18 protein-coding genes are annotated in these 22,915 nt (G+C 37.8%); 9 read left to right on the plus strand and 9 right to left on the minus strand.

Going from position 1 to position 22,915, the window contains the following annotated elements:
* Positions 1 to 130 precede the first annotated feature (130 nt).
* Positions 131 to 2,050 carry a threonine--tRNA ligase gene (gene thrS, locus HHL20_RS07725; protein ID WP_169230572.1) on the minus strand — a complete coding sequence of 640 codons (1,920 nt, stop codon included), beginning with the start codon at positions 2,048 to 2,050 and terminating at the stop codon, positions 131 to 133.
* 93 nt (positions 2,051 to 2,143) lie between these two features.
* Between thrS and HHL20_RS07730 the strand changes: the two genes are divergently transcribed.
* On the plus strand, positions 2,144 to 3,325 hold the full coding sequence (locus HHL20_RS07730; protein WP_169230573.1) for a DUF4932 domain-containing protein: 1,182 nt from the start codon (positions 2,144 to 2,146) through the stop codon (positions 3,323 to 3,325).
* Between the two features lie 52 nt (positions 3,326 to 3,377).
* On the opposite strand, the gene HHL20_RS07735 is transcribed toward HHL20_RS07730, so the two are convergent.
* On the minus strand, positions 3,378 to 4,922 hold the full coding sequence (locus HHL20_RS07735; RefSeq protein ID WP_169230574.1) for a hypothetical protein: 1,545 nt from the start codon (positions 4,920 to 4,922) through the stop codon (positions 3,378 to 3,380).
* Positions 4,923 to 5,070: 148 nt separating this feature from the next.
* Here HHL20_RS07735 and HHL20_RS07740 point away from each other — a divergent pair, with 148 nt between their 5' ends.
* The 4 genes from HHL20_RS07740 to leuB all read left to right on the plus strand — a co-directional run bounded on the left by HHL20_RS07740 (position 5,071) and on the right by leuB (position 9,685).
* On the plus strand, positions 5,071 to 6,234 hold the full coding sequence (locus tag HHL20_RS07740; protein WP_169230575.1) for a 2-isopropylmalate synthase: 1,164 nt from the start codon (positions 5,071 to 5,073) through the stop codon (positions 6,232 to 6,234).
* Positions 6,235 to 6,261: 27 nt separating this feature from the next.
* Complete coding sequence (gene leuC, locus HHL20_RS07745; protein WP_169230576.1) at positions 6,262 to 7,641, plus strand: 3-isopropylmalate dehydratase large subunit; 1,380 nt, start codon at positions 6,262 to 6,264, stop codon at positions 7,639 to 7,641.
* A gap of 333 nt (positions 7,642 to 7,974) precedes the next feature.
* Positions 7,975 to 8,580 (plus strand): 3-isopropylmalate dehydratase small subunit, encoded by a 606-nt coding sequence (gene leuD, locus HHL20_RS07750; protein ID WP_169230577.1) that lies wholly within the window; start codon positions 7,975 to 7,977, stop codon positions 8,578 to 8,580.
* Positions 8,564 to 9,685 (plus strand): 3-isopropylmalate dehydrogenase, encoded by a 1,122-nt coding sequence (leuB, locus tag HHL20_RS07755; RefSeq protein ID WP_169230578.1) that lies wholly within the window; start codon positions 8,564 to 8,566, stop codon positions 9,683 to 9,685. Before leuD ends, leuB begins: the two co-directional genes overlap by 17 nt.
* 153 nt (positions 9,686 to 9,838) lie before the next feature.
* Here the strand turns inward: leuB and HHL20_RS07760 are convergent, their stop codons facing one another.
* From HHL20_RS07760 to HHL20_RS07790, 7 genes are all read right to left on the minus strand, one after another.
* On the minus strand, positions 9,839 to 10,024 hold the full coding sequence (locus HHL20_RS07760) for a hypothetical protein (RefSeq protein ID WP_169230579.1): 186 nt from the start codon (positions 10,022 to 10,024) through the stop codon (positions 9,839 to 9,841).
* A gap of 11 nt (positions 10,025 to 10,035) precedes the next feature.
* A complete protein-coding gene (locus HHL20_RS07765; RefSeq protein ID WP_169230580.1) occupies positions 10,036 to 10,641 on the minus strand; it encodes a DUF4230 domain-containing protein in 606 nt (201 codons plus the stop codon).
* 3 nt (positions 10,642 to 10,644) lie between these two features.
* Complete coding sequence (locus tag HHL20_RS07770) at positions 10,645 to 11,211, minus strand: TlpA family protein disulfide reductase (RefSeq protein ID WP_169230581.1); 567 nt, start codon at positions 11,209 to 11,211, stop codon at positions 10,645 to 10,647.
* A 1-nt stretch (position 11,212) separates the two neighbouring features.
* On the minus strand, positions 11,213 to 11,680 hold the full coding sequence (locus tag HHL20_RS07775; protein WP_169230582.1) for a pyrophosphohydrolase domain-containing protein: 468 nt from the start codon (positions 11,678 to 11,680) through the stop codon (positions 11,213 to 11,215).
* Positions 11,681 to 12,393: 713 nt separating this feature from the next.
* Entirely contained in the window at positions 12,394 to 15,321 is a 2,928-nt protein-coding gene (locus HHL20_RS07780) for a reprolysin-like metallopeptidase (protein ID WP_169230583.1), read from the minus strand.
* Between the two features lie 203 nt (positions 15,322 to 15,524).
* Positions 15,525 to 16,025 (minus strand): DinB family protein, encoded by a 501-nt coding sequence (locus HHL20_RS07785; RefSeq protein WP_169230584.1) that lies wholly within the window; start codon positions 16,023 to 16,025, stop codon positions 15,525 to 15,527.
* A gap of 23 nt (positions 16,026 to 16,048) precedes the next feature.
* Positions 16,049 to 17,188: an acyl-CoA dehydrogenase family protein gene (locus HHL20_RS07790; protein ID WP_169230585.1), complete on the minus strand. Its 1,140-nt coding sequence runs from the start codon at positions 17,186 to 17,188 to the stop codon at positions 16,049 to 16,051.
* A 192-nt stretch (positions 17,189 to 17,380) separates the two neighbouring features.
* On the opposite strand from HHL20_RS07790, the gene HHL20_RS07795 reads away from it, so the two are divergent.
* The 4 genes from HHL20_RS07795 (at position 17,381) to HHL20_RS07810 (ending at position 22,874) form a co-directional block, all read left to right on the plus strand.
* Entirely contained in the window at positions 17,381 to 19,243 is a 1,863-nt protein-coding gene (locus tag HHL20_RS07795) for an endonuclease (protein WP_169230586.1), read from the plus strand.
* A gap of 249 nt (positions 19,244 to 19,492) precedes the next feature.
* Positions 19,493 to 19,933: a GPW/gp25 family protein gene (locus HHL20_RS07800; RefSeq protein WP_169230587.1), complete on the plus strand. Its 441-nt coding sequence runs from the start codon at positions 19,493 to 19,495 to the stop codon at positions 19,931 to 19,933.
* A 24-nt stretch (positions 19,934 to 19,957) separates the two neighbouring features.
* A complete protein-coding gene (locus tag HHL20_RS07805) occupies positions 19,958 to 21,835 on the plus strand; it encodes a type VI secretion system baseplate subunit TssF (protein ID WP_169230588.1) in 1,878 nt (625 codons plus the stop codon).
* A 112-nt stretch (positions 21,836 to 21,947) separates the two neighbouring features.
* Entirely contained in the window at positions 21,948 to 22,874 is a 927-nt protein-coding gene (locus HHL20_RS07810; protein ID WP_169230589.1) for a DUF3829 domain-containing protein, read from the plus strand.
* Positions 22,875 to 22,915 lie beyond the last annotated feature (41 nt).

Below are 22,915 nucleotides of genomic sequence, written 5' to 3' on the forward strand. Positions count from 1 at the left end.
GGACGTCTCTGTGGGCCCCTGTTGTTAAATCTTTGTGCTATTGTATTATAATTTTATTGGTTAATTCTATTTATTTGTATTAAAGAATTTAAATTAAACAGTATTTAATTCTCATCTTTAACAGATCGGTCTATATTGCAGATTCTTTCTTAAAGTAAGAAACGAAGTCTTCCATGTTCATTACTCCCAAATCACCTTCACCACGTCTTCTTACAGAAATTGTGCCATCTTTCTCTTCATTTTCCCCTACTACAAGCATGAATGGGATTTTATTTAATTCCGCATCACGGATCTTTTTCCCTGTTTTTTCGTTTCTGTTGTCAATCTGACCGCTAATATCGTGATTTTCTAAAAATTCTGAAACTTTTTTAGCATAATCTGCATATTTTTCACTGATCGGAAGGATAATAAACTGATCCGGGCTCAGCCAAAGCGGAAAATCTCCTGCAGTATTCTCAAGCAAAATGGCTATAAAACGTTCCATAGAACCAAAAGGCGCTCTGTGGATCATTACCGGTCTGTGCTTCTCGTTATCATTTCCGATGTAGTGAAGATCAAATCGTTCCGGCAAGTTATAGTCAACCTGAATCGTTCCAAGCTGCCACTTTCTTCCTAAAGCATCCTTAACCATGAAATCCAGTTTCGGTCCGTAGAAAGCTGCTTCACCGTATTCAACAACAGTTTTCAGACCTTTGTTTTTTGCTGCGGTGATGATAGCGTTTTCTGCTTTTTCCCAGTTCTCATCAGAACCGATATATTTTTCTCTGTTATCAGGATCTCTCAATGAAACCTGAGTCACAAAATCTTCAAAACCTAATGATCTGAAAACGTATAATACCAGATCAATAACTTTTTCAAATTCTCCCAACAACTGATCCGGAGTACAGAAAAGGTGAGCGTCATCCTGAGTAAATCCGCGAACCCTTGTCAAGCCGTGAAGTTCTCCTGATTGCTCATATCGGTAAACCGTACCGAATTCTGCATATCTTTTCGGCAAATCTCTGTAGCTCCATTGTGAAGTTTTGTAAATTTCACAGTGGTGCGGACAGTTCATCGGCTTCAGCATGAATTCTTCACCTTCATTTGGCGTTTTAATCGGCTGGAAGCTATCGGCTCCATATTTATCCCAGTGTCCGGAAGTTACATATAACTCTTTGGCACCAATATGTGGTGACATTACGAATTCGTATCCGCCTTTTTTCTGAGCTGCAGAAAGGAAATTTTCCAGTTTTCTTCTCAAAGCAGTACCTTTTGGCAGCCAAAGCGGCAACCCTGCACCAACTTTTTCAGAGAAAGCAAAAATCCCCAGTTCTTTACCTAATTTTCTATGATCTCTTCTTTTAGCTTCTTCTAATCTTTCAAGATATTCTGTTAATTCTTTCTGTTTTGGAAAAGAAATACCATACACTCTTGTCAGCTGAGGATTTTTCTCATTTCCTCTCCAGTAAGCTCCGGCAGCATTTAAAATCTTTACCGCTTTTACAATACTTGTATTTGGGATATGTCCTCCACGGCATAAATCTGTGAAATCATCGTGGGTTACAAAAGTGATTTCACCATCGTTAAGATTAGAAATCAGTTCTACCTTATAAGGATTATCTGCATATACTTTTAATGCTTCTTCTTTAGAAACAGGGTATAAAGAAAACGTTGAGCCTTTTTTAGCATTTTCCAATACTTTCTTCTCAATTTTCTCGAAGTCTTTTTCAGATAAGCTTTCGTCCCCGAAATCTACATCGTAATAGAATCCGCTTTCGATGGCAGGACCGATGGTTAACTTAGCATTGGGATAAAATTCAAGGATCGCCTGCGCCAGAAGGTGGGCAGAAGAATGCCAGAACGCTTTCTTTCCAAGATCATCATTCCAGGTAAGCAGCTGTATCGTAGAATCCGTGGTGATAGGCGTGGTCGTCTCTACTTGTTTATCATTAACAATTGCGGAAATGGTGTTTCTAGCCAATCCCTCGCTTATAGATTTTGCCACATCTAGCGGAGTAACTCCCGCCTCGAATTCTTTGACACTACTGTCTGGAAGTGTAATTTTTATCATTGTTTACTAAGAAATTTTAAGATGCAAAAATACGGAATTTTTAGTTAATATGCTATATTCGCAGATATTTAGACCAATAATTAATACTAAATCATGAAAAAAATATTTCTGGCTTTTGCATTTATATTTTTTATACAAGCATTTTCTCAAAAAAACATGAGGAAATTTTCAGTAGACTTTAACAGAAATATAGAGACTTATTTTCTTGCGGAAATCCTTTCTGCTGAACACCGAAGGAACAATAAGGACTTTGAGCTGTATAAAATTAAAGAATGTTCAGTATATCAGCCTATTGTTAAGAAATCAATAGAGAAATTCGTGCATCTGAAAGACTCAAAAATAGCATTTGCAACAGCAGAACTCAACGATGTACTTTTAGAAAAATACGGCCTGGGAAATGATGCTCTGATGAAATCCTTACTGTATCATGAAGAGTTCTCGTCAAACGGCTGGGTCAATGAATATAAGTTTGAATTTTCCCGTTTGACGCGTGAACAAAATAATGAAGTAACAATTTTAATTAAAAATTATCTTTCTGAACTTTCAAAATTTTATGCTCAGGAAAAAATCGGCCTTTTTTTTAATGAAAATAAAAGTTTCTACCAGGCTGCTGCGAAAGAATATATGAAGCAAATTCCTTCAGGTTTTACTGATGCTATGGAACAGTTTTACGGCGAAAAATTTAATTCTTACACGATCCTTATTTCACCAATAATGATGTGGCCGATTTCTGATAATGAAGGAAGAGGAATAGGATCTGATGTCACTTTGAAATCAGGTTTAAAAAATATTTACGAAATTGCGAGTCCGTTTGTGAAAGTTGAAAAAGCAGGCCAATTTGGCTATGATAACCAGTTCCAGGCAAGGTTTTTAAGCATTCATGAATTCGGGCATTCTTTTGTGAATAAGGAAGTTTACAAACATCCTGAAAAACTTCAGAAATTTAAAGATCTATTTGAAAAATCCGAACTAAAACAGGCTATGATTAAAACAGGCGGCTATGGAGATTATCAAACCTGTGTAGCGGAGCATCTTGTAAGACTTGGCGAAATTGAGACCGCAAAAATTCAGAAAGATTTTGAAAGAGCAAAAAAGCTTGAAGATTATCATCTGAAAAATAATTTTATATTCTTACCTCAATTGCAGGATAAAATAAAAGATTATCACTCAAACAGAAACAAATATAAAACTTTTGGAGACTTTGTTCCTGAACTTCTGAATGTTTTTGAAGACAGCAGTGTTGAATTTATTAATTCGAAATTGAAGAATCAATAAGTCATTTATTTCAGGTTCATATTATTTCAGGGAATATAGTGAGGATATAAAATTATTGTCTTTTTTTGTACCTCACTTTTCCTTTAATTATTTCAATAACATCCACATTTCTCACTTTAGACTGTACCCATCCGTGAATATCAATGTATAGCAGTGATCTTCTGTAATATTCATTCTGGGAAAAAAACTCAAGTTTACGGTCGAATTGTTTAAATGATTCAGTCTGCTGATCCGGTGTTTCGTTATTCAGATTTTTAAAAAAACCGATGCTTTCAAAATGGAATTCATCAGGTTTTTTCATTTTTCTGGTAAACTTTACAGTCGCTTTTATAAATTCATCGTAATCTTCATCGTTTCCGGACTCATACTTTGCCATTAAAATCAGAATTCTTGTATGAAACAGCAGGTCTTCCTGTACATTCCCTTTGGACTCAATTACTTTTAAAGCGTACTTTATCGACTCTTTAAATTTTTTACTTCCGAAAAACATGGCTGCCATTTTAAGATATAGAATCATGAAATGATGCTCATCAATTTTATCGCGGAGTTTTTCCATTTTCAATTCAATTTCAGGAACTGTTTTGGTTCCGGAAAAGAATTCCCCTTTTACAAAGTGGATGTTCATTAAAGTATTGTAATGGGTCAGAAAAATAAGTGATTGCAGGTTTTCATTTTGAGAAAAGCTTGAAGAATAAACAACTTCATTAAATTGCTTAAAACGATCTTCGAGAATATCAATATTCCCGTACAGAAAAAGAATTTTCAGGAGATACGTATTCCCTTTAATATACCATACAGGATGGCTCATGATCATCTCAGGATTGTTGTGGAAAAGATCTACCCAGAGAAAGGCATATTTCAATGTGTATTTATATTCCTGGAGCAGTTGGTTTTTCCAGACGTGAGCCTTAAAATACCACAGCTTTTCCGTAAAATTTAATTTTTCAAATGTTATTTTTTGAATTTGTGCATCAAAAATTTTCATGATTTCAGCACGCTCTTCATCCGTTTTTACGTAACCGTGCGTCAGCATTTCGCTGTAGAGCTTCAGGGAAAGGTTAGAAAGTTCCGTGGCATAATGATTCTGCTCGCTGATTTCAGTAGACTGTCTGATCAGCTCTTCGGCACGGCCTTCTATACTTCTTGTAATAAACTGGGATTCAATTACTTTTTCAAGATCGATAATTTCAGAAGCAATGGTTTTTTCGTCAAGCTCCAAAGCGGTCTGTTTTGTCTTATCTAAAATTTTCAAAGCCTGTTTATACAGGCCTTTTTGATACAGAATATTGGCAAAGTCCAGTTGTTCACGCAGCTGAATCCTGTAATTCTGATGACTCGGATTCATCCTCAGGCTTACCAGAATCTGTTTGTAAAGATGTGCCTTCAGATTGGATAACTGTTGTTTGGTTGAAATTTTTTTCTGAATAATAATGCTTTCATCATATTCTCTCATCTTATCCATTTCAGAAAAAAGAAGCAGGAATTTTGCATCTACATTGATCCCAAGACGGTTTACATACAGCCTGAATTGCCGTTTTTCCGAAGTCGTAAGCGACTTAATGAGGATAAATAAAAAATCTTTATGCAATTCTGCCATTGTAAATTTTTAAATTTTAATATACTGATAAACAAAATTTTATATTCAATTTCCACTAATTTGAATATTGTAATTTTTATTAAAACCAGAAATGAATAAACGTTTCATCTTTTTAGTTTTGAATCAAAATTAAGTAAAATACTTCATTATGAATTCCGAAAAAGTTGAAATTTTTGATACCACACTGCGCGACGGCGAGCAGGTTCCCGGCTGTAAACTGAATACGGAACAGAAGCTGGCTATTGCGGAAAAGCTTGACGAACTTGGGGTTGATATTATTGAAGCAGGATTTCCCATTTCCAGTCCGGGAGATTTTCATTCGGTTTCTGAAATTTCAAAGCTGGTAAAAAATGCAAAAGTATGCGGATTGACAAGAGCCAACCAGAAAGATATTGAGGTAGCTGCTGAAGCACTGAAGTTTGCCAAAAGACCACGAATTCATACAGGAATAGGAACTTCGGATTCACATATTAAATATAAATTCAATTCCAACAGGGAAGATATTATTGAGAGAGCAGTACAGGCAGTAAAATACGCCAAAAGTTTTGTAGAAGACGTAGAATTTTACGCCGAAGATGCCGGAAGAACCGATAATGACTATCTCGCAAGAGTCTGTGAAGAAGCCATTAAGGCAGGAGCTACAGTGCTCAATATTCCGGATACAACAGGATATTGCCTTCCCGAAGAATATGGGGAAAAGATAAAATACCTGAAAGAAAATGTAAACGGTATTGAAAAAGCAGTACTGTCATGCCACTGCCACAATGACCTTGGACTGGCCACAGCCAACTCCATTTCCGGAGTTATCAATGGAGCGAGACAGATCGAATGTACGATCAATGGACTCGGCGAAAGAGCGGGTAATACAGCTTTGGAAGAAGTTGTTATGATTTTGAAACAACATAAAAATTTAAAATTATACACAGAGGTCAACTCCAAAATGCTCAATTACATGAGTGTTTTGGTGTCTGATCTTATGGGAATGCCCGTGCAGCCTAACAAAGCGATTGTGGGAGCCAATGCCTTTGCACACAGTTCCGGAATTCATCAGGATGGCGTAATCAAAAATCGGGAAACCTACGAAATTATTGATCCTGCGGAAGTAGGGGTAAATGCATCAACCATTGTGCTTACCGCCAGAAGCGGGCGCTCTGCGCTGGCATATCGGTTCAAGAACATCGGCTTTGATGTCACAAAAAATGAGCTTGATTTTTTATATCAGGAATTCCTCAAAGTGGCTGACCGTAAAAAGGAAGTTAATAATGATGACTTAAGCGCTATCATTGAGAGGGTAACAAGAAAAATAGGATAGGGAATTGGTTTTCAATTAAACAAAACAATGAACAGTAAGAAAACAATTTTTGACAAAGTCTGGGATGCCCATGTGGTGGAAACCATTCCCAACGGGCCTCAGATTATATACATCGATAAACATTTGATCCATGAAGTGACAAGCCCGCAGGCTTTTGCAGAACTGGAATCCAGGAACCTTGGAGTTTTCAGGCCGAAACAGATTGTAGCGACTGCAGATCACAATGTTCCGACATGGGATCAGGATAAGCCGATACGCGATGAGTCTTCCAGAAATCAGGTTCAGCAATTAACGGAAAACTGCAACAAAAATAATATTGAATTATACGGTTTGGGACATCCTTACCAGGGAATTGTTCATATTATTGCTCCTGAACTGGGGATTACCCAACCAGGAATGAGCATCGTATGTGGTGACAGCCATACTTCTACGCACGGTGCTTTCGGATCGATCGCTTTTGGGATCGGAACCAGCCAGGTGGCTCAGGTTTTTGCAAGTCAGTGTTTATTACTGAATAAGCCTAAATCCATAAGGATTACCGTAAACGGTAAATTAAATAAAAACGTTCAGCCAAAAGACGTAATTCTTTATATCATTTCAAAAGTCGGGACCGATGGCGGAACGGGATATTTCTGTGAATATGCCGGAAATGTCTTTGAGGAAATGTCGATGGAAGGCCGAATGACGGTTTGCAATATGAGCATCGAAATGGGTGCCCGCGGTGGAATGATCGCTCCTGACGAAACCACTTTCAGCTATGTAAAAGGAAGAAAATTTGCGCCGGAAGGAGAAGAATGGGAAGAGAAAGTGGAATACTGGAAAACACTGAAGTCGGATGAAGGAGCTGTTTTTGATGCGGAATTTTCATTTGACGCGTCTGAAATTTACCCAATGGTAACGTATGGTACGAATCCCGGAATGGGAATTTCCATCAGCCAGAATATTCCGAAGCCGCAAAATGATTCTGAAGAAAAGGCTTTGAAATATATGGGATTAAAGGCAGGACAGGCTCTTTCTGATATTAAAGTTAACTATGTCTTCATCGGAAGCTGCACAAATGCAAGGATTGAAGATTTCCGCTCTGCGGCCAACTATATTAAAGGAAAAAGAAAATCGGAGCATGTTCATGCATTGATTGTTCCCGGCTCTCAGCAGGTAGCCAAACAAATATATGAAGAAGGCCTGGACCAAATTTTTGTAGAAGCAGGCTTCCAGATCAGACAGCCGGGATGTTCGGCTTGTCTGGCGATGAATGATGATAAAATTCCGGAAGGTGAATATTGTGTTTCGACTTCCAACAGGAATTTTGAGGGACGACAGGGACAGGGGGCAAGAACAATCCTGGCGAGTCCTCTAACGGCTGCTAAGGTTGCTGTGGAAGGGAAAATTTCGGCTTTTGAAAACTGATGGAGATGTATTTTACTTCGTAAGTGAATGGTGAATTTAAAGCAAAATTGTAATTCGTTAAAATTATTTTAAAGCCAACTTGTCATCCCGTAGGGATCTAAACATAGTATTAGAATTCCAATAAAAAGATTAAGGTCTGGATCCTTACAGGATGACAAACTTTGCGTCATTACAAAATATTGTAAGAAAACCGAATTCCTAGCCCCGATAGCAACGGTTACCCCGGAGCAAGCGAAGATAAAAAGCAAGGGAGCGAGGAGTATGAGTGGATAGCGGGATTAAGCTCCTGAAAATTAAATTAAATAACTACAACTATAATTGATTTAGCACAGAATGCAAAAATTAGTCATGATAAAATCCCGGGCAATCCCATTGCCGGCAGAAAATATAGATACCGACCAGATCATTCCGGCGCGGTTTTTAAAAAGCATTGATAAAAATGGCTTTGGAGAAAGTCTTTTCCGGGACTGGAGGTATAATGTTCATACGAATGAACCGAATCCCGATTTTGTATTAAATAATTCAAAATACTCAGGTGAAATTCTGGTGGCCGGAAATAACTTCGGTTGTGGGAGCAGTCGGGAGCACGCTGCATGGGCGTTGACGGATTACGGTTTTAAAGTAGTTGTTTCCAGCTTTTTTGCAGATATTTTTAAGGGAAATGCTTTAAATAACGGTCTGCTTCCGGTAAAAGTTTCTGAAAATTTTTTAAAGGAAATTTTAAACGGCATTACTGAAAATCCTGAAAAAGAGATCAAGGTTGACGTGGAAAGTCAGACCATTAGCTTCGAAGGTAATTCCGAATATTTTGAAATTGATTCTTATAAAAAAATCTGCCTGATGAACGGGTATGATGATATCGACTTCCTGATCAGCAGGAAACAGGCTATTGAAGAGTTTGAATTAAAAACGCAAAGAATCTATGAAAACAAGTTTTAACATTGCCGTTCTTCCGGGAGACGGAATCGGTCCGGAAGTAGTAAACGAAAGCATTAAAATTCTGAATGCAATTGGCGAAGTTTTTAATTATACCTTCGAATTCACCTACGGATTGATGGGCGCAGAAGCGATTTTCAAGACAGGAAATCCTTTGCCGGATGAAACGCTGCAGATTTGTAAAGAATCTGACGCAGTGCTTTTCGGAGCCATCGGAGATCCTTCTTTTGATCATAATCCCGATGCAAAAGTTCGCCCGGAACAAGGTTTACTTAAACTGCGAAAGGAGCTCGGACTTTTTGCCAACATCCGTCCTTTAAAAACATATTCTTCACTGATTGACAAAAGCCCTCTGAAAAAAGAAATTATTGAAGGTGCCGATATCCAGATTTTCCGGGAGCTGGTGAGCGGAATATATTTCGGTGAAAAATTTACGGATGATGAAGCTGGTTACGCTTATGATGTTTGCAAATACAACCGTGATGAAATTGCACCGATCGTTCATATGGCTTTTCAGGAAGCGCAGAAAAGAAGAAAGAAATTAACTTTAATTGACAAAGCTAATGTTTTAGATACTTCCAGATTATGGAGAAAAGTCTGTAAAGAAATTGCACGGGAATATCCTGATGTAGAGCTTGATTTTATGTTCGTGGATAATGCTGCGATGCAATTGATTTTAAACCCGAAACAGTTTGATGTTATTGTAACCGAAAATATGTTCGGAGATATTATTTCTGATGAAGCGAGCGTGATCGGAGGTTCTATCGGTCTCCTTCCTTCGGCTTCCATCGGAAATGAAAATGCTTTATTTGAACCAATTCATGGGTCTTATCCACAGGCAAAAGGAAAAGGAATTGCCAATCCTGTGGCGTCTGTTTTAAGTACAGCGATGATGCTGGATTATCTCGGACTCGGCCAGGCGGCGGAAAAACTAAGACAGTCTGTAGAATATACTATTGAAAATAAGTATGTAACGGTAGATCTGAATGCCGACCAACATTATTCGACGAGTGAAGTGGGAAGCTTTATTGCCGATTATATTAAATATTCCGAAAAGTCTTATTATAATTTTGAGAATGTAAAAATCGGAAAATCTACGATTGTCTGATAAAAAAATAATTTCGCTTCGCCGAAAATTAGATAAAATAGTTAACAGTCCATAAATTCAAAAGGCGGAGCGAATTTTTATACGGTTTGATTTTTATTTGTATATTTTTTTTCTAAAAAAGGTTCTGCTTGTGAGAAGCAGAACCTTTTTATTTTATCCTCTGATATTATCCGTTTTTCCGGATTTGTTGTTTTTTGACGATTTCTGAACGTCTTCCTTATCTACATCAGAAGGGTTGGTTTTCTTTGATGCGGCAGGGATATTCTGGAAATCCTCATTTTGCTTTTTTGTTTCTGCGGTGTTTGCAGATTCCTGTTTTTTGTTTTCTTCTGAGTCCATTGCTTTAAATTTTACAGTTTTAGAATGCCCAGTTTTCCTGTCTGGTCTTCTATCTTATAATTCAAAGCCTTTGCCAAAACGAAAATGGTATTCAGATTTTCCATGAGCTGCTCTTTGCCTTCACCTTTCAGCTTGTTCTGATCAATGGAATTTATAGCTGTGGTTTTAGCTTTCTGCGTTACATTCTTAATATCTTTTTCAGAAATCCGGTTAAAAAAAGAATCGTCCAGCGACTGGATTTCCACGCTTGGGGTAATTCTTATTTCGGGTTCTGGCAATTCTGTGATGATCAGCTTTTTATTAATGGAATCTACTTCCATTTTCATTTTATTAAGATCATACGAAACCTGTGCATTGGTTTTGGTATAGGTAATAATACTGTTGCTGGATACTTCTTTTCCAAAGAATTCATAGCCCATTTTGGTTTTCTGCATAGAGGAAGTATTCTGTTCCAGAACCACCATTTTATTCATCTTTGAGATCTGATTGGTCAGAATATAATAATCTGATTTTTCAGTTTTCTCAGCGGGATTTAAACAGGATCTGAAGCTGAAAAACAGGATAATCATTACAATGACTCCTGCCAGAAACGGTAGTATTATTCTTAGGTTTCTCAAGATTTATTTATTAAAAATTTCTTTGATTACGGATTGGTCATCTTTCTTTAAGATCTCCACAAGGTCTCTTTCAATATATCCCGTTGTCGGCATTTCTATAATTCTGCCGATTTCCTTACCGTATCGTTCTACAATAATCGTAGGGACTTTCTGGACATTATACCGTGCTTCATCTCCTGTCGGGGATTCCTTTTTACGGTTTACCGCGATAATGGTAAGCTTGCTTTCAGGGTATTTTACTTCCTCGAGGATTTTCATGAGGCGCGGAAAATCCCGGTGGCTGTCTTCACACCATGTTCCCATAAAAACTACCAGAGTGTAAGAGTTGATCTTAGCTTTTTTAAGCTCACTGATGGCTTTCTGATCAAGGGCATATTCGTCGTGCTCTTTTACATACCAGTCAGAATAAGGAGCTTCCAGGAACTTTGCTTTCAGCTGATTCCCTAAAAGCATTTTGCCGTCATTTGTGGTTTCCACTTCGCGACCTACCACAACTTTCTGTGCATCAAGCTGCTGAACGGCCAGGAACAGGGTAGAAACCATGAGGGTACTTTTAATAATTTTTTTCATTCTATTTTTCAATAATTGTCTTCAGATCGGCAGGAGAATAATATTTGTTTTTCAGGACTTTATGATCTGCTTTCCTGTACACATTATATTTTTCACCTGATTTTTCAAAAAATGATTCTACCTCTTTTTCTTTGTAGAATTCTACAGTTTCCTTTGCCTGCTCTTCATTGTCACAAGCCTTCGACATGTTGGATCGCTGTACTTCGTTGAACAGTTCTACAAATTTACTGCCAAGTCCGAATTCCAGAACCGCACCACTTAATACATATTGTAAATCACACAAAGCATCAGCAATTTCTATGATATTATTATCTGCAATAGCCTGTTTCAATTCGTTCAGTTCTTCCTGTAAAAGTTCAACCCTTAGGTTGCATCTTTCCGGAGAAGGAATCTGCGGGGTATCTAAAATAGGGGCTTTAAAAGTTGTGTGGAATTCTGCTACCTGGTTCAGACTGTCGATTTTATCCATGAATATTTTTTATTTAGGCAAATATAAAAATTAGCTTTCATAAAATCAGGATTGATGAGTTGAGTTTTTACAATTAAATAAAAATGATTAGTTCTCAGTCTTGAATTTTAAATTATGAATTTTGAATATAATAAGTTTTATAATTATTTTAAAAAAAAACAGACAGTCAATACAACTGTCTGATGTTATTTTTCGTAAAAGTTTAATGAAAATGGCTAAAATTTTTGCCAGATTATCTAAAATATTACCCGAAAGACTTAAAATTTTAGCCCAAGGACCTAATCAGAATATAAAAACAACTAATCAGAACGTAAAAAGACTTAAACGGATCATCAATGCACCTTAACAATTAAGGTTTAAAAGTGTGTTCAAATTCTAGTATTTTAAGAACCCATTGTATATTTTGAAAAATTTTGATAGCGGCTTCGTCACTTCGAGTGTTTTTTCGCAACAAAGTGGAGAAAAAATGTATCGAGAATGGAATCTATTTTCAAAACCATAAACTTCTCGATACGATTTTTTTCAAAAATCTACTCGAAGTGACGAAAATGAATCAAAATGCACAATGGGTTTTTAAGATTAATAATTTATAAATTAAATCGATAAATTGATTTTAATTAAGATTTCAGTTAAAGGGACTCAATTTCTTAATACTAAAAAAAAGACTGCCCGTTTCCGGACAGCCTTTACTCAATATTAATTTGAATCAGTTATTAGTTTTTGATGAATCTCTTGGAGGTTTCTCCGATCTGAATCATATAAGCTCCTTTGATAAGGCTGCTTACATTGACAGAACCTCTTTCGAGTTTTCCAGCGTTGATTAGTTTTCCACCCATATCGAAGATTTTGTAATCTTCTGCCGTCGTATTTGAGATATATAAAATGTCTTTTACCGGGTTTGGATACAGTTTAATATCTGTCATAAGATCTTTAGTACCGACTTCACCTCTTCCTGATGAAAGAATATTTAAGGTATAATCTTCCACCTGTCCGTAGGTATATGTTCCGCATGAAGATGAAGGAACCGAGCTGTACTGCATCATGACTCTCATTCTGGTATTTCCTAGAGTTGCTGTTGACGGAATCGTGATAGAACCTGTTGCAGGACTCGTTGTAGAACCTGTTTTAGACCAGGCCAGTTCTCCGCTGTCTGTAAAGTCTCCGTCTCCGTTGTAATCAATATACACCGCGTATGCCTCACTATACACTGTCGATGTCCATACCGGAGTTACCGAAATTGCATAAGCTGTTCCTCTGGTAACATTGGTAGAGACTGATGTAAAGTTTTCGTATCCTGCAGTTCCTGTAGAAGTATTATTAATCGTACCGAATTTTACATTTCCGATTCTTTCATCTGCGGTATTATTTGCAGATGCCGAACAATAGGAAACCGTACTTCCGGACAAGGTGGTTACGCTTACCGAGTTGCTTGAAGATGAAACATTTCCAGCCGCATCTTTTGCTCTTACAGAGAAAATATATGTTGTAGAAGGGCTAAGACTTGTTACAGTATACGATGTAGAGGCCGTAGAACCGATCAAAGAAGCTCCCTGGTAAACATCATAACCTGTTACCGCAATATTATCCGTTGCTCCTGACCATGATAAATTGGTGCTTGTAGAAGTGGTTCCTGAGGCAGAAAGGGTAGGAGCTGTCGGAGCCGTAGTATCTGTTGTTCCTGATCCGGCATTTACTGTGATATTGGCATTGTTAACATCAAAGAAAATATGATTGGATCCTTTTACCATAATTCTTCCCGTGGTGGTAGATGAATTAGGAATCGTTACTGCCTGAGAACCGTCATTTGGAGTTCCTGCCAACAGGGTAGTCCATGTATTCCCGCTGTCCGTAGACCAAAGAATATCCACATTCGCTGCATTTACGCCATTTGCCGTTGTTCCCGCTACGTTCCAGGTCACCGTTTGGGAAGTTCCTCCCGTATATGTTGTTGTTGAATTCTGAGAGCTTACACTGAAAGGACCTGCTGTTCCGTTTACCGTGATCACCGCATCGTCAGAATTGTTTCCGGATCCGCCCGCTCTGTTATCACGAACCGTAAATCTGAAATTATAGCTTCTTGCTACATTAGACAAAGCTTCCACCGTAATTTCAGAACCTGCTGTAGTTGTTGCTCCGGCTAATACAGAAGCCATTCTTGGGAAATATCTTACCGGCGAAGCGGTTGGAGTAAAGGATCTGAAAGTAGGTCCTGAAGCTTTGGTAGCACTTGCTGCCGAACTTGCACCAGTCTGGGAAGAAGAAGCATTATCCATCTGTTCCCATATATAGGTTAACGAATCTCCGTTGGCATCCGTTCCGGTTCCCGTTAACATAAACGGTGTGCCTTTAGGAATGGTATAATCTAACCCTGCATTAGCCGTCGGAATTGAATTTCCGGTATTGGTGCTTACAGGACATGTCTTTGCTTTAATATTATTGGTAATTTGCTGAATGCTGATCGCATGGAAGAAAGCATCGGAATGAGGCTGAATATCCTGGCTTGTAATTCCTGCATATCCCATAATTGTTGATCCTGATCCCGGTTCCATATTGGCGCCAGTGCCTTCATTGCTCATGGAGAAGGTATGGTTTCCACCGAACTGGTGACCCATTTCGTGGGCTACATAATCAATATCAAAATTATCTCCTGAAGGAATCCCGTCTGCCGGAGAAGTATATCCGCTTCCTTTGGATCCGTTGGTACATACACAGCCGATACATCCTGCATTTCCGCCACCTCCGGACGCTCCGAACAAGTGACCGATGTCATAGTTAGCTTCGCCGATAACTGATGTTAACGTCGACTGTAGCTGAGAATTCCAGTTGTTCATCTGTGCGGCAGCAGAGTAGGGATCTGATGATGCACTGGTATAAATTACTGCGTCATTGTTGGCAATTAATACCATTCTTGCCGAAAAATCTTTTTCGAAAACGCCGTTTACACGAGTCATTGTGTTATTCATTGCAGCTAAAGCATTGGCTTTGGTGCCTCCGAAATAAGCCGTATATTCTCCCGTACAAGACAATGCAAGCCTGAACGTTCTTAACTTGGCATCATCTGCATTAGGTCTTGCCATAACATCGCTTGTAGAAGCACCTTTTTGGGCTACGTCCAATACGGTACACTCAAATGCGTTCAGATTATCTTTTTTGTCAGATTTTTTATAAACAATATAAGTGGAAAGGTCTTTGGTGTATGGTTCAATGAAAACTGCAGATTTGTCACCATAAATTTCCATGGATGAAAGCCCTAAAGGCGAAATACTAAAATAAACAGTTGAAGATGGATTTTCAAGGCCTTCGCCGACATAGGATTTTATATCCGGATATTTTGCAGCGAGTTGAGGATCAAAATTGGAATTTTCACGGACTTTGAAATTTTCCATTTTTCCTTCCGCATTTGGAAAAGAGATAATGACTTCTGATTTTTCTCCTGCTGCAATTCTCTTAGGAGCTTTTGCGAGTGCATTTTTCAATCCGTTAATATCAAGACTGTAAATTTTAGGATTGTTGATACTGTTTTTGTTTTCGAAAATACCGGAAGTTACTTTTCCTGAACCTGGAGACCAGAGACGATCGGTCTGCGCGAAGGAAATGCCTGATAAAAAGAGCATTCCCAACAACGATAGTTGTTTTTTCATATAAATTCTATTTGATTGTGGAATACCAAATCTAATGAAAATATGATTACTAAAAACAAAATTTTTTAAGAAATTTTTAGATATTTAGTTTAAATAATTATGCAATACATTAAATATTTCAATTTTTACATTTTCTCATAAAAAGAAAATAGTACACGCAAAATACGTGTACTATTCACTTTTTAATGATATAATTCTAATTTTTAAAATGCATTGTCGTCAGCAGTCGGACCATACATTCCGGGAACCTTATTTCCGGTAGATCTTAAATAAACTACCAGCTCACCTCTGTGGTGGTATAAATGATTAAACAAAAACCCGCGGATCACCTGAATTTTCGGCATAGGAGGAAAGATTACATTTCCATTCATTTCCATTCTCCATTCATTCATTGCAGTGCTTTCGTCCCAATTGTTTAGTGCTTCATGAGCTCGGGTCACATTTTCTTCAAACTTTTCTACAATATTCTGAGCTTTTGAAATATCTCCTTTATCATATTGATAAGTACCCATATCAAAGACATCCAGGTTAAAAGTTCCGTCATACCAGTTGTAGACTTCTGCGATGTGAGAAGCCAGCTGACCTGTTGTCCAGTTTTTCTCAGAAGGTTTCCATTCTAATGCGCTGTCCGGAATTGCATTTAAAAGTTTTCTTGTGTTCTCTGCCTCATGCAGGAATTCACCTAAAAGTGCCTGTTTAATCATTTGTATTTATTTTAAAAATGTTTTTATTTTGTAATATCTCTTCCGATTACCAGTCTCTGGATTTCAGATGTCCCTTCACCAATAGTGCAAAGTTTTGAATCTCTGTAGAATTTTTCAGCAGGGAAGTCTTTGGTATAACCATATCCTCCGAAAATCTGAACTGCATTGTTAGCAATTCTTACACATGCTTCGGAAGCATATAATTTTGCCATTGCACCTTCTTTGGTCATTTTCTGTTTAGCGTTTTTTAGAGTAGCTGCTCTTTGGATCAGCAATTCTGCCGCATCAATTTCCGTAGCCATATCTGCTAACATAAAGTTGATTGCCTGGAATTCCGAAATCGATTTCCCGAACTGATGTCTTTCTTTAGCATATTTCAAAGCCGCTTTGTAAGCTCCTCTCGCTGTTCCTAAACTTAAAGCCGCAATAGAAATTCGTCCTCCGTCAAGGATTTTCATGGCCTGTTTGAAACCTTCTCCCACTTCACCCAGTCGGTGAGAATCCGGTACACGAACGTTATCGAAGATAAGTTCTGCTGTTTCGGAAGCTCTCATTCCCAGTTTATTTTCTTTTTTCCCGGAACTGAAACCCGGCATTCCTTTTTCAAGTACGAAGGCAGTGGAATTATTTTTAGCTCCTTTTTCTCCTGTTCTGGTCATCACTACAGCGATATCACCGGAAATCGCATGGGTAATGAAGTTTTTAGCACCGCTGATAATCCATTCATCACCATCTTTTACGGCAGTGGTAGACATTCCTCCTGAATCGGAACCTGTATTGTGCTCAGTAAGCCCCCATGCGCCGATCACTTTTCCTGATGCCAACTGCGGAAGCCATTTATTTCTCTGTTCTTCATTCCCGAATTCATAAATATGATTCGTACAAAGTGAATTGTGTGCAGCTACGGAGAGACCGATAGAAGGATCAACCTGAGAGATCTCATCCAGAATGGTAACATATTCGTGATAACCAAGACCGGAACCTCCATATTGTTCAGGAATAACAATTCCCATAAACCCCATTTCTCCTAACTCATGGAACAAATCTTTTGGGAACGTCTGACTTTCATCCCACTCCATAATATTAGGTCTAATATTCTTTTCAGCAAACTCTTTTGCTGTTTCCGCTATCATTTTAATGTTGTCAATAGTCTCTGTATTCATATAGATAAATAGTTAATTCCCAAAGATAATTAAATTGACGGAACGCCCAAAAAAATTATTCCGGGCATTACATTTTCAATGCAAATTTTTAATTTTCAGGTTTTTATATTTTAAAGGTTAGTGATATTTTAATAAAATTTTCCGAACTTTAAGGAGATTAATTTACTATTTTAGCCACCCAATTTTTACGGCATGAAAAAATTTCTACATCTTATTATTCTGATAACATCTTATTCTGCAGCTCAGGCACCGGCAGGATATTATGACGGAACTTCGGGGCTATCAGGATACGCTTTAAAATCTAAGCTTCATGATATTATCTCCGAAAAGAACATCAACTGGCATTATGGAGATCTTACCAATTATTACAACCAAACGGATCTGGACCGATACTACGACCATAATGCTTCGAATACCACTATATTAATGGATATTTATTCCGAAATTCCTTCAGGTCCGGATGCTTACGAATATACTACAGCAAACATTATTGGAAGCGCCAGTGCAGAAGGACAGGGCTGGAACAGGGAACACATGATGCCACAGAGTACATTTTACAGCAATTACCCGATGTATTCTGATTTATTTTATGTAGTTCCTACAGATGCCAGAATCAACCAGCTAAGAAGTAATTATCCGTACGGAATTGCAGGTTCCACCATTTATTACACATTTACCAATTCATCTAAAATCGGGAAAAGCGCCATTCCAGGTATAGCATATACTGGCCGTGTCTATGAACCGATTGATGAGTTTAAAGGAGATGTGGCAAGAAGCCTTCTTTATTTCGCGGTACGATACGAGGGAAAATTAGGAACTTTTAATTTTAATAATAATGCCAACCCGGCTTCTGATACCAACCCGCTGGATGGCACCGAAGAAAGGGCTTTTGATCCGGCTTATATAACAATGCTCCTGCAGTGGCATCAGCAGGACCCTGTTTCTCAACGGGAAATTGACAGAAATAATGCGGTATATGCTATACAAAAGAACAGAAATCCGTTTATTGACAATCCTTCCTGGGTTAATGCCATCTGGAATCAGAATCCGGACGCAATAGCACCGCAAAGTCCCACGAATGTAACCGTTACACAAAACAGCGCTTATTTTTCTACCTTAAGCTGGACGCCAAGTACAAGTACCGATATCATTGGCTATAAAATTTATCAGGATGGAAATCTGGTGGGGACGACGAAAGGCTCAACATACACCGCAGATCATTTAACACCTTCTACGACTTATATATTTACCGTAAAAGCTTATGACAATGGATATTTGCTTTCTCCCGACAGCAACACGGTTTCTACCACAACGCTGGCATCAGATATTTATGCGAAAGATCTTTTTGTTTCGAAGTACCTTGAAGGAAGCTCAAACAACAAAGGTCTTGAAATCACCAACAGAACTGGTCATGCCGTAAATCTGAGCGATTACAGGCTATCGATTCAGTTTCCGAGCGGATCCAATTATTATTTTCCAGACCCTTATGAACTGGAAGGAATTGTACAAAACAATGAAACTTTTGTGGTATTAAATCCCGATGCTAACTTTCCATGTTATACGATCAATCAGGCAAAATTTGTAACTGCAGCTCCCCAAATGACGTTTTCCGGAAGCCAGTATCTCGAGCTGAGGTATAAGTCTACAACGGTTGACGCAATGGGTGTTTCTTCTACCAATAATTCCTCAGTGTTAGGAAATGTTTCTTTATACCGAAAAGCGGGTATTAACCAACCGAATACGGTATTCAACAATAATGAATGGGATTCTTATGCTTCTAACTATTGTCAGAATCTGGGAGTACTTTCCGTATCAGAATCGATTTCATCGGAGAACAAATTCAAGATCTATCCGAATCCGATACATGATGAAATTTTTGTTGAAGGAAAAACAGATCGGGTTAAGTTAATACAAATCCTTGATTTTTCCGGAAAACTGCTGTATTCAGAAAAATTACCATTTAAAAATAAAAATGCTATTCGGGTGCATCATCTTCCTCCAGGGTCTTATCTTCTGAAGATTGATAATGCGGTTTATCCGTTTATTAAAAAATAATTTTCAGGATATTAATGAAAGCAGTTTCGGGGCTTCAAACAAAGTTTGAAGCCCCGAAACTTTACATATGGATCTTAAGTATATCCAGCAACATAATTAAAATCGCCCGAACAAGGTGTTATTTTTATCTTTACACATTAAAATATTCATTAATTTTAGAATATTACAATATTATATTTCGTGAAAAATCATTAATTTGGTATTCTCTTCTGGCAAATGACAATTATGATGTAATATAGAAGCAGAATTATGGACACACCAAATTACAGAATGCCTTTCGTACCGTCTACCTTAATGACGGAGGGAGGAAGTATCGATACATGCGATATGGGAGAAAGCATTGCCCATAACATTATGCTGCTGATCACCACCAAGAAAGGCGAAAACAGATATGATGAAAATTATGGAAATGATGTCTGGAATCTTGAATTTGACAATGGCGTTACCAGCGCTGTCTGGGAAAACGTTTTCATCAAAAGTCTCAAAAGACAGATACAGGAATACGAACCCCGGATTGTCAATCCGCAGATCGATGCACACATTCAGATTGTGGAGCATACTTATGACACAAAAGAACACACCGAGATCAAAAAGAAAGTAAAAATTGCCATCAATGCTAAAATGGAGGCTACCGGAGAACGCTTCAGCTTTTCTACGGAATTGTTTCTGAGCCCCATGTCAATTGATTAATTTCCTACACCGTAATCACAACCTATGAATTTAGATCAAAATATATATTCCAAAGAATCGGTAAAAGCACGGATGCTTCAGAATGCAACCAAAGTTTGGGGACTGAAGAGTCCGCAATCGCTGGATCCGTTTGTAAAATTATTAATTGATGCTTTCAGCACGGAAGTTTTTAAAGCCAATAATGAAATACAGACGGTAAATGCCCGGATTCTGGAGAAGCTTGCAAAACTTTTAACACCATCTATCTATACACATCCCGTTCCGGCGCATGCCATTGCTTTTACACAGCCGTATGAATCATCTGAAATCCTGTTGGAACATACCGAGTTTTTCTTCAGAAAACATATGACTTCCACCATAAAATCGGAATCCGATAAACAGATCAACATTCCTTTTACTCCGGTGGGAAATGTGAGGATCAACAAAGTACAGACAGCTGTAATGTTTGTGGGCAATACCTGCTACAGCATTGATGAAAGGCTAAACAAAATCCCGATTGCAAGATTTCAGGGCAGGCCTGAAGATTACAGAAAAGTAACGATCGGCATTGACGTCAGCAATTATTCCCAGGAAACTTTCCCAAAACAGGTAAGTATTTACTGTTCCAATCCGGCTTTTGAACATCTGGATTTTACCTACAAACTACTGCCTTATATTACAGTAACGAGTAATGGAAATCCGCTTTTTATTAAGGAAGGATTAACCTATTATAAAAATACCCAGGCAGACGGGTACGAACAGATCTTCCACGAGCAGTCGATCCGCAATAAAATTATTGAAGATGTAAAAAGCATTTATCACCATAAATTTATTGAGGTGAGCGGTATTTCAAGCTCCCTATTTTCCGAACTTGGAGAATTGCCGGAAAATCTCAGTTTTGTTGATTATAAAGAAGAGATTACCAAACATATTCAGGGGAAACGTTATCTGTGGCTTACCTTTGAATTTCCACCGCAGTTTTCTGCTGAAATTCTGGATAATTTTTCTTTTGTCCTTAATGCTTTCCCAATCTACAACCGTGGCTGGAAAAAAACAGAATATAGTCTCGATATTATGGGAAACAACATTCCGTTGGTCACTGATGAAGGCGAGCATTTTCTCTATGTTGATGAGGTTCAGGATGGCGACGGAAGAAGATATACCGAAATTCCGTTTACCCCGAACGATAATCTTAAAAAAGGATTATACACCGTAAGAAAAGGCGGGATGGAACGATTCACCAACAGAAACGCTGTCGACATGATCGCCAATGTTCTTGAGCTTACACGCGACGAAATCGCTGCTTTCTCTTTACTGAACAGAGATAATGTAAAGGGCTTGCTAAGCGAAATGTCAGACAAAATGAAATCCATGATCCAGAAAGTGAATAATGCCAAAAGAAGCATTAAACAGGAACTGAACTACGTGATTATGGAGCCCGTTGAAAAAACAGATCATACCTATGCTTCATTCTGGGTAACCCATTGTACACTTGCCAACCATATGCGTCCCGGCACAGAATTATCCAACCAGCTGAAATCCCAGGTTCTTGTACTTCTCAGTGAAAGCATCGGCGGTGCGGAAGAACAGAAAGGAACAGACAGTATTCAGGCTTATAAATATGCATTAACAACAAGAGATAAAATCATCTCATTGGAAGATGTTAAAAATTACTGCAGGATGGTACTGAAAGATGAACTGAAAGAAGTTCGGGTGAAACGCGGAACCATGATCAGCAACAAACCTAAAGAAGGATTTATAAGAACCGTAGAAGTGGAAATCATCCCCAACAACTATTCTTTTTACGGAAGATTATATTGGGAAAACATGGCCAATATTCTTCGAAACCAGATCATTTTAAAAGCCATCGACGGAATAGAATATGTCGTGAAAATAACGAACGAAGACACCGATTTTTCCTGATAAATAAAAAGCTTATTTAATTTCTTTTGATAGAAATAATCTTTGTCTTTTTTGCGGTTAAATTCAACATTCGTTTACCCGAATAAATACATAAATATCAACTTTATATAATATGAAAAAAATGATGATGATCGCACTTGCCTTATCGGTGAGTGTAACAGCAGTAAGCTGTAAAAAAGGTCTTGACAAAATTGAAAATGCAGTGGAAAAAGCTGGGGAAGACCAGTCACAGGCGATTATTGACTTTAATAATAACTTTCTGGAATCCTATAAAAGCTCTTCCAGACATGTAGAAAATATTATTCAATATGCCGAAGCAGCGGTGAAAAAGTCAAAAGGCGAAACCGTCTACAGCATGCCTATGGTTATCAGTACAATGGATTATTCTTTAACCAAAATTAAAGGCGTTCCTTCCGGTTTTGATAGTGAACAGAAAATTATCGAAACAGAGCTCATTACCTATAAAAGAAGGCGAGAAAGCATTGATAAAAAATATGAAGAGCTGAAATCCTATATCACTTCCGAAGACTATAAGGACGATCAGGGAGCAAAAGCACTGGCTTTACAAAAAGATATCGATGCGGAAGCAAAAGCTTTTTTTACGGCAGGTGATAATATTGTTACCAAAATAAAACCTGCTACCGAAGCTGCTGAAGAAGTAATTTTAAAAGACCATCCGATGAAAGATTATATTGTTTCATCCAAATCGATAATGAATGAACTTGATGCCGTGATGGATGCCCTCGATAAACAGTATACACAAGGTTTTAATGAAGCGGAAGCACAGAAAAAGTACAATGAACTGGAAAAAGCAGTGGATATAAATTCTAAAAAAGAATTCGACGTAAAAGATCAGCAATACGCTTATAAGAAAACAATGTTCGAAAATTTCAACAAAAGAGCGACAGAATTTCTTGATAAATACAGAAAACTGATCAGGGATTCAAAATCTGCCAATAAGATTCCCGACAGCAATATTCAGGAAATCAGTTCTGCTTACGATTCTGTTTTGAATTCTTACAATTCCTTTGTTCAGTAAATTTTTATTTTCAAAATTTGTTTAAATTTAAAAAGACTAAT

Source organism: Chryseobacterium cheonjiense, from assembly GCF_012927265.1.
Lineage (GTDB): Bacteria > Bacteroidota > Bacteroidia > Flavobacteriales > Weeksellaceae > Chryseobacterium > Chryseobacterium cheonjiense.

Excerpts from the sequence above, each read along its gene's own strand:
- leuB (WP_169230578.1), top strand. The coding sequence starts at position 8,564 with ATGAAAACAAGTTTTAACATTGCCGTTCTTCCGGGAGACGGAATCGGT.
- leuC (WP_169230576.1), top strand. The coding sequence starts at position 6,262 with ATGAACAGTAAGAAAACAATTTTTGACAAAGTCTGGGATGCCCATGTG.
- HHL20_RS07735 (WP_169230574.1), bottom strand. The coding sequence starts at position 4,922 with ATGGCAGAATTGCATAAAGATTTTTTATTTATCCTCATTAAGTCGCTT.
- HHL20_RS07730 (WP_169230573.1), top strand. The coding sequence starts at position 2,144 with ATGAAAAAAATATTTCTGGCTTTTGCATTTATATTTTTTATACAAGCA.
- HHL20_RS07775 (WP_169230582.1), bottom strand. The coding sequence starts at position 11,680 with ATGGATAAAATCGACAGTCTGAACCAGGTAGCAGAATTCCACACAACT.
- HHL20_RS07800 (WP_169230587.1), top strand. The coding sequence starts at position 19,493 with ATGGACACACCAAATTACAGAATGCCTTTCGTACCGTCTACCTTAATG.
- HHL20_RS07785 (WP_169230584.1), bottom strand. The coding sequence starts at position 16,025 with ATGATTAAACAGGCACTTTTAGGTGAATTCCTGCATGAGGCAGAGAAC.
- thrS (WP_169230572.1), bottom strand. The coding sequence starts at position 2,050 with ATGATAAAAATTACACTTCCAGACAGTAGTGTCAAAGAATTCGAGGCG.
- HHL20_RS07805 (WP_169230588.1), top strand. The coding sequence starts at position 19,958 with ATGAATTTAGATCAAAATATATATTCCAAAGAATCGGTAAAAGCACGG.
- HHL20_RS07740 (WP_169230575.1), top strand. The coding sequence starts at position 5,071 with ATGAATTCCGAAAAAGTTGAAATTTTTGATACCACACTGCGCGACGGC.
- leuD (WP_169230577.1), top strand. The coding sequence starts at position 7,975 with ATGCAAAAATTAGTCATGATAAAATCCCGGGCAATCCCATTGCCGGCA.
- HHL20_RS07790 (WP_169230585.1), bottom strand. The coding sequence starts at position 17,188 with ATGAATACAGAGACTATTGACAACATTAAAATGATAGCGGAAACAGCA.
- HHL20_RS07760 (WP_169230579.1), bottom strand. The coding sequence starts at position 10,024 with ATGGACTCAGAAGAAAACAAAAAACAGGAATCTGCAAACACCGCAGAA.
- HHL20_RS07780 (WP_169230583.1), bottom strand. The coding sequence starts at position 15,321 with ATGAAAAAACAACTATCGTTGTTGGGAATGCTCTTTTTATCAGGCATT.
- HHL20_RS07770 (WP_169230581.1), bottom strand. The coding sequence starts at position 11,211 with ATGAAAAAAATTATTAAAAGTACCCTCATGGTTTCTACCCTGTTCCTG.
- HHL20_RS07795 (WP_169230586.1), top strand. The coding sequence starts at position 17,381 with ATGAAAAAATTTCTACATCTTATTATTCTGATAACATCTTATTCTGCA.
- HHL20_RS07810 (WP_169230589.1), top strand. The coding sequence starts at position 21,948 with ATGAAAAAAATGATGATGATCGCACTTGCCTTATCGGTGAGTGTAACA.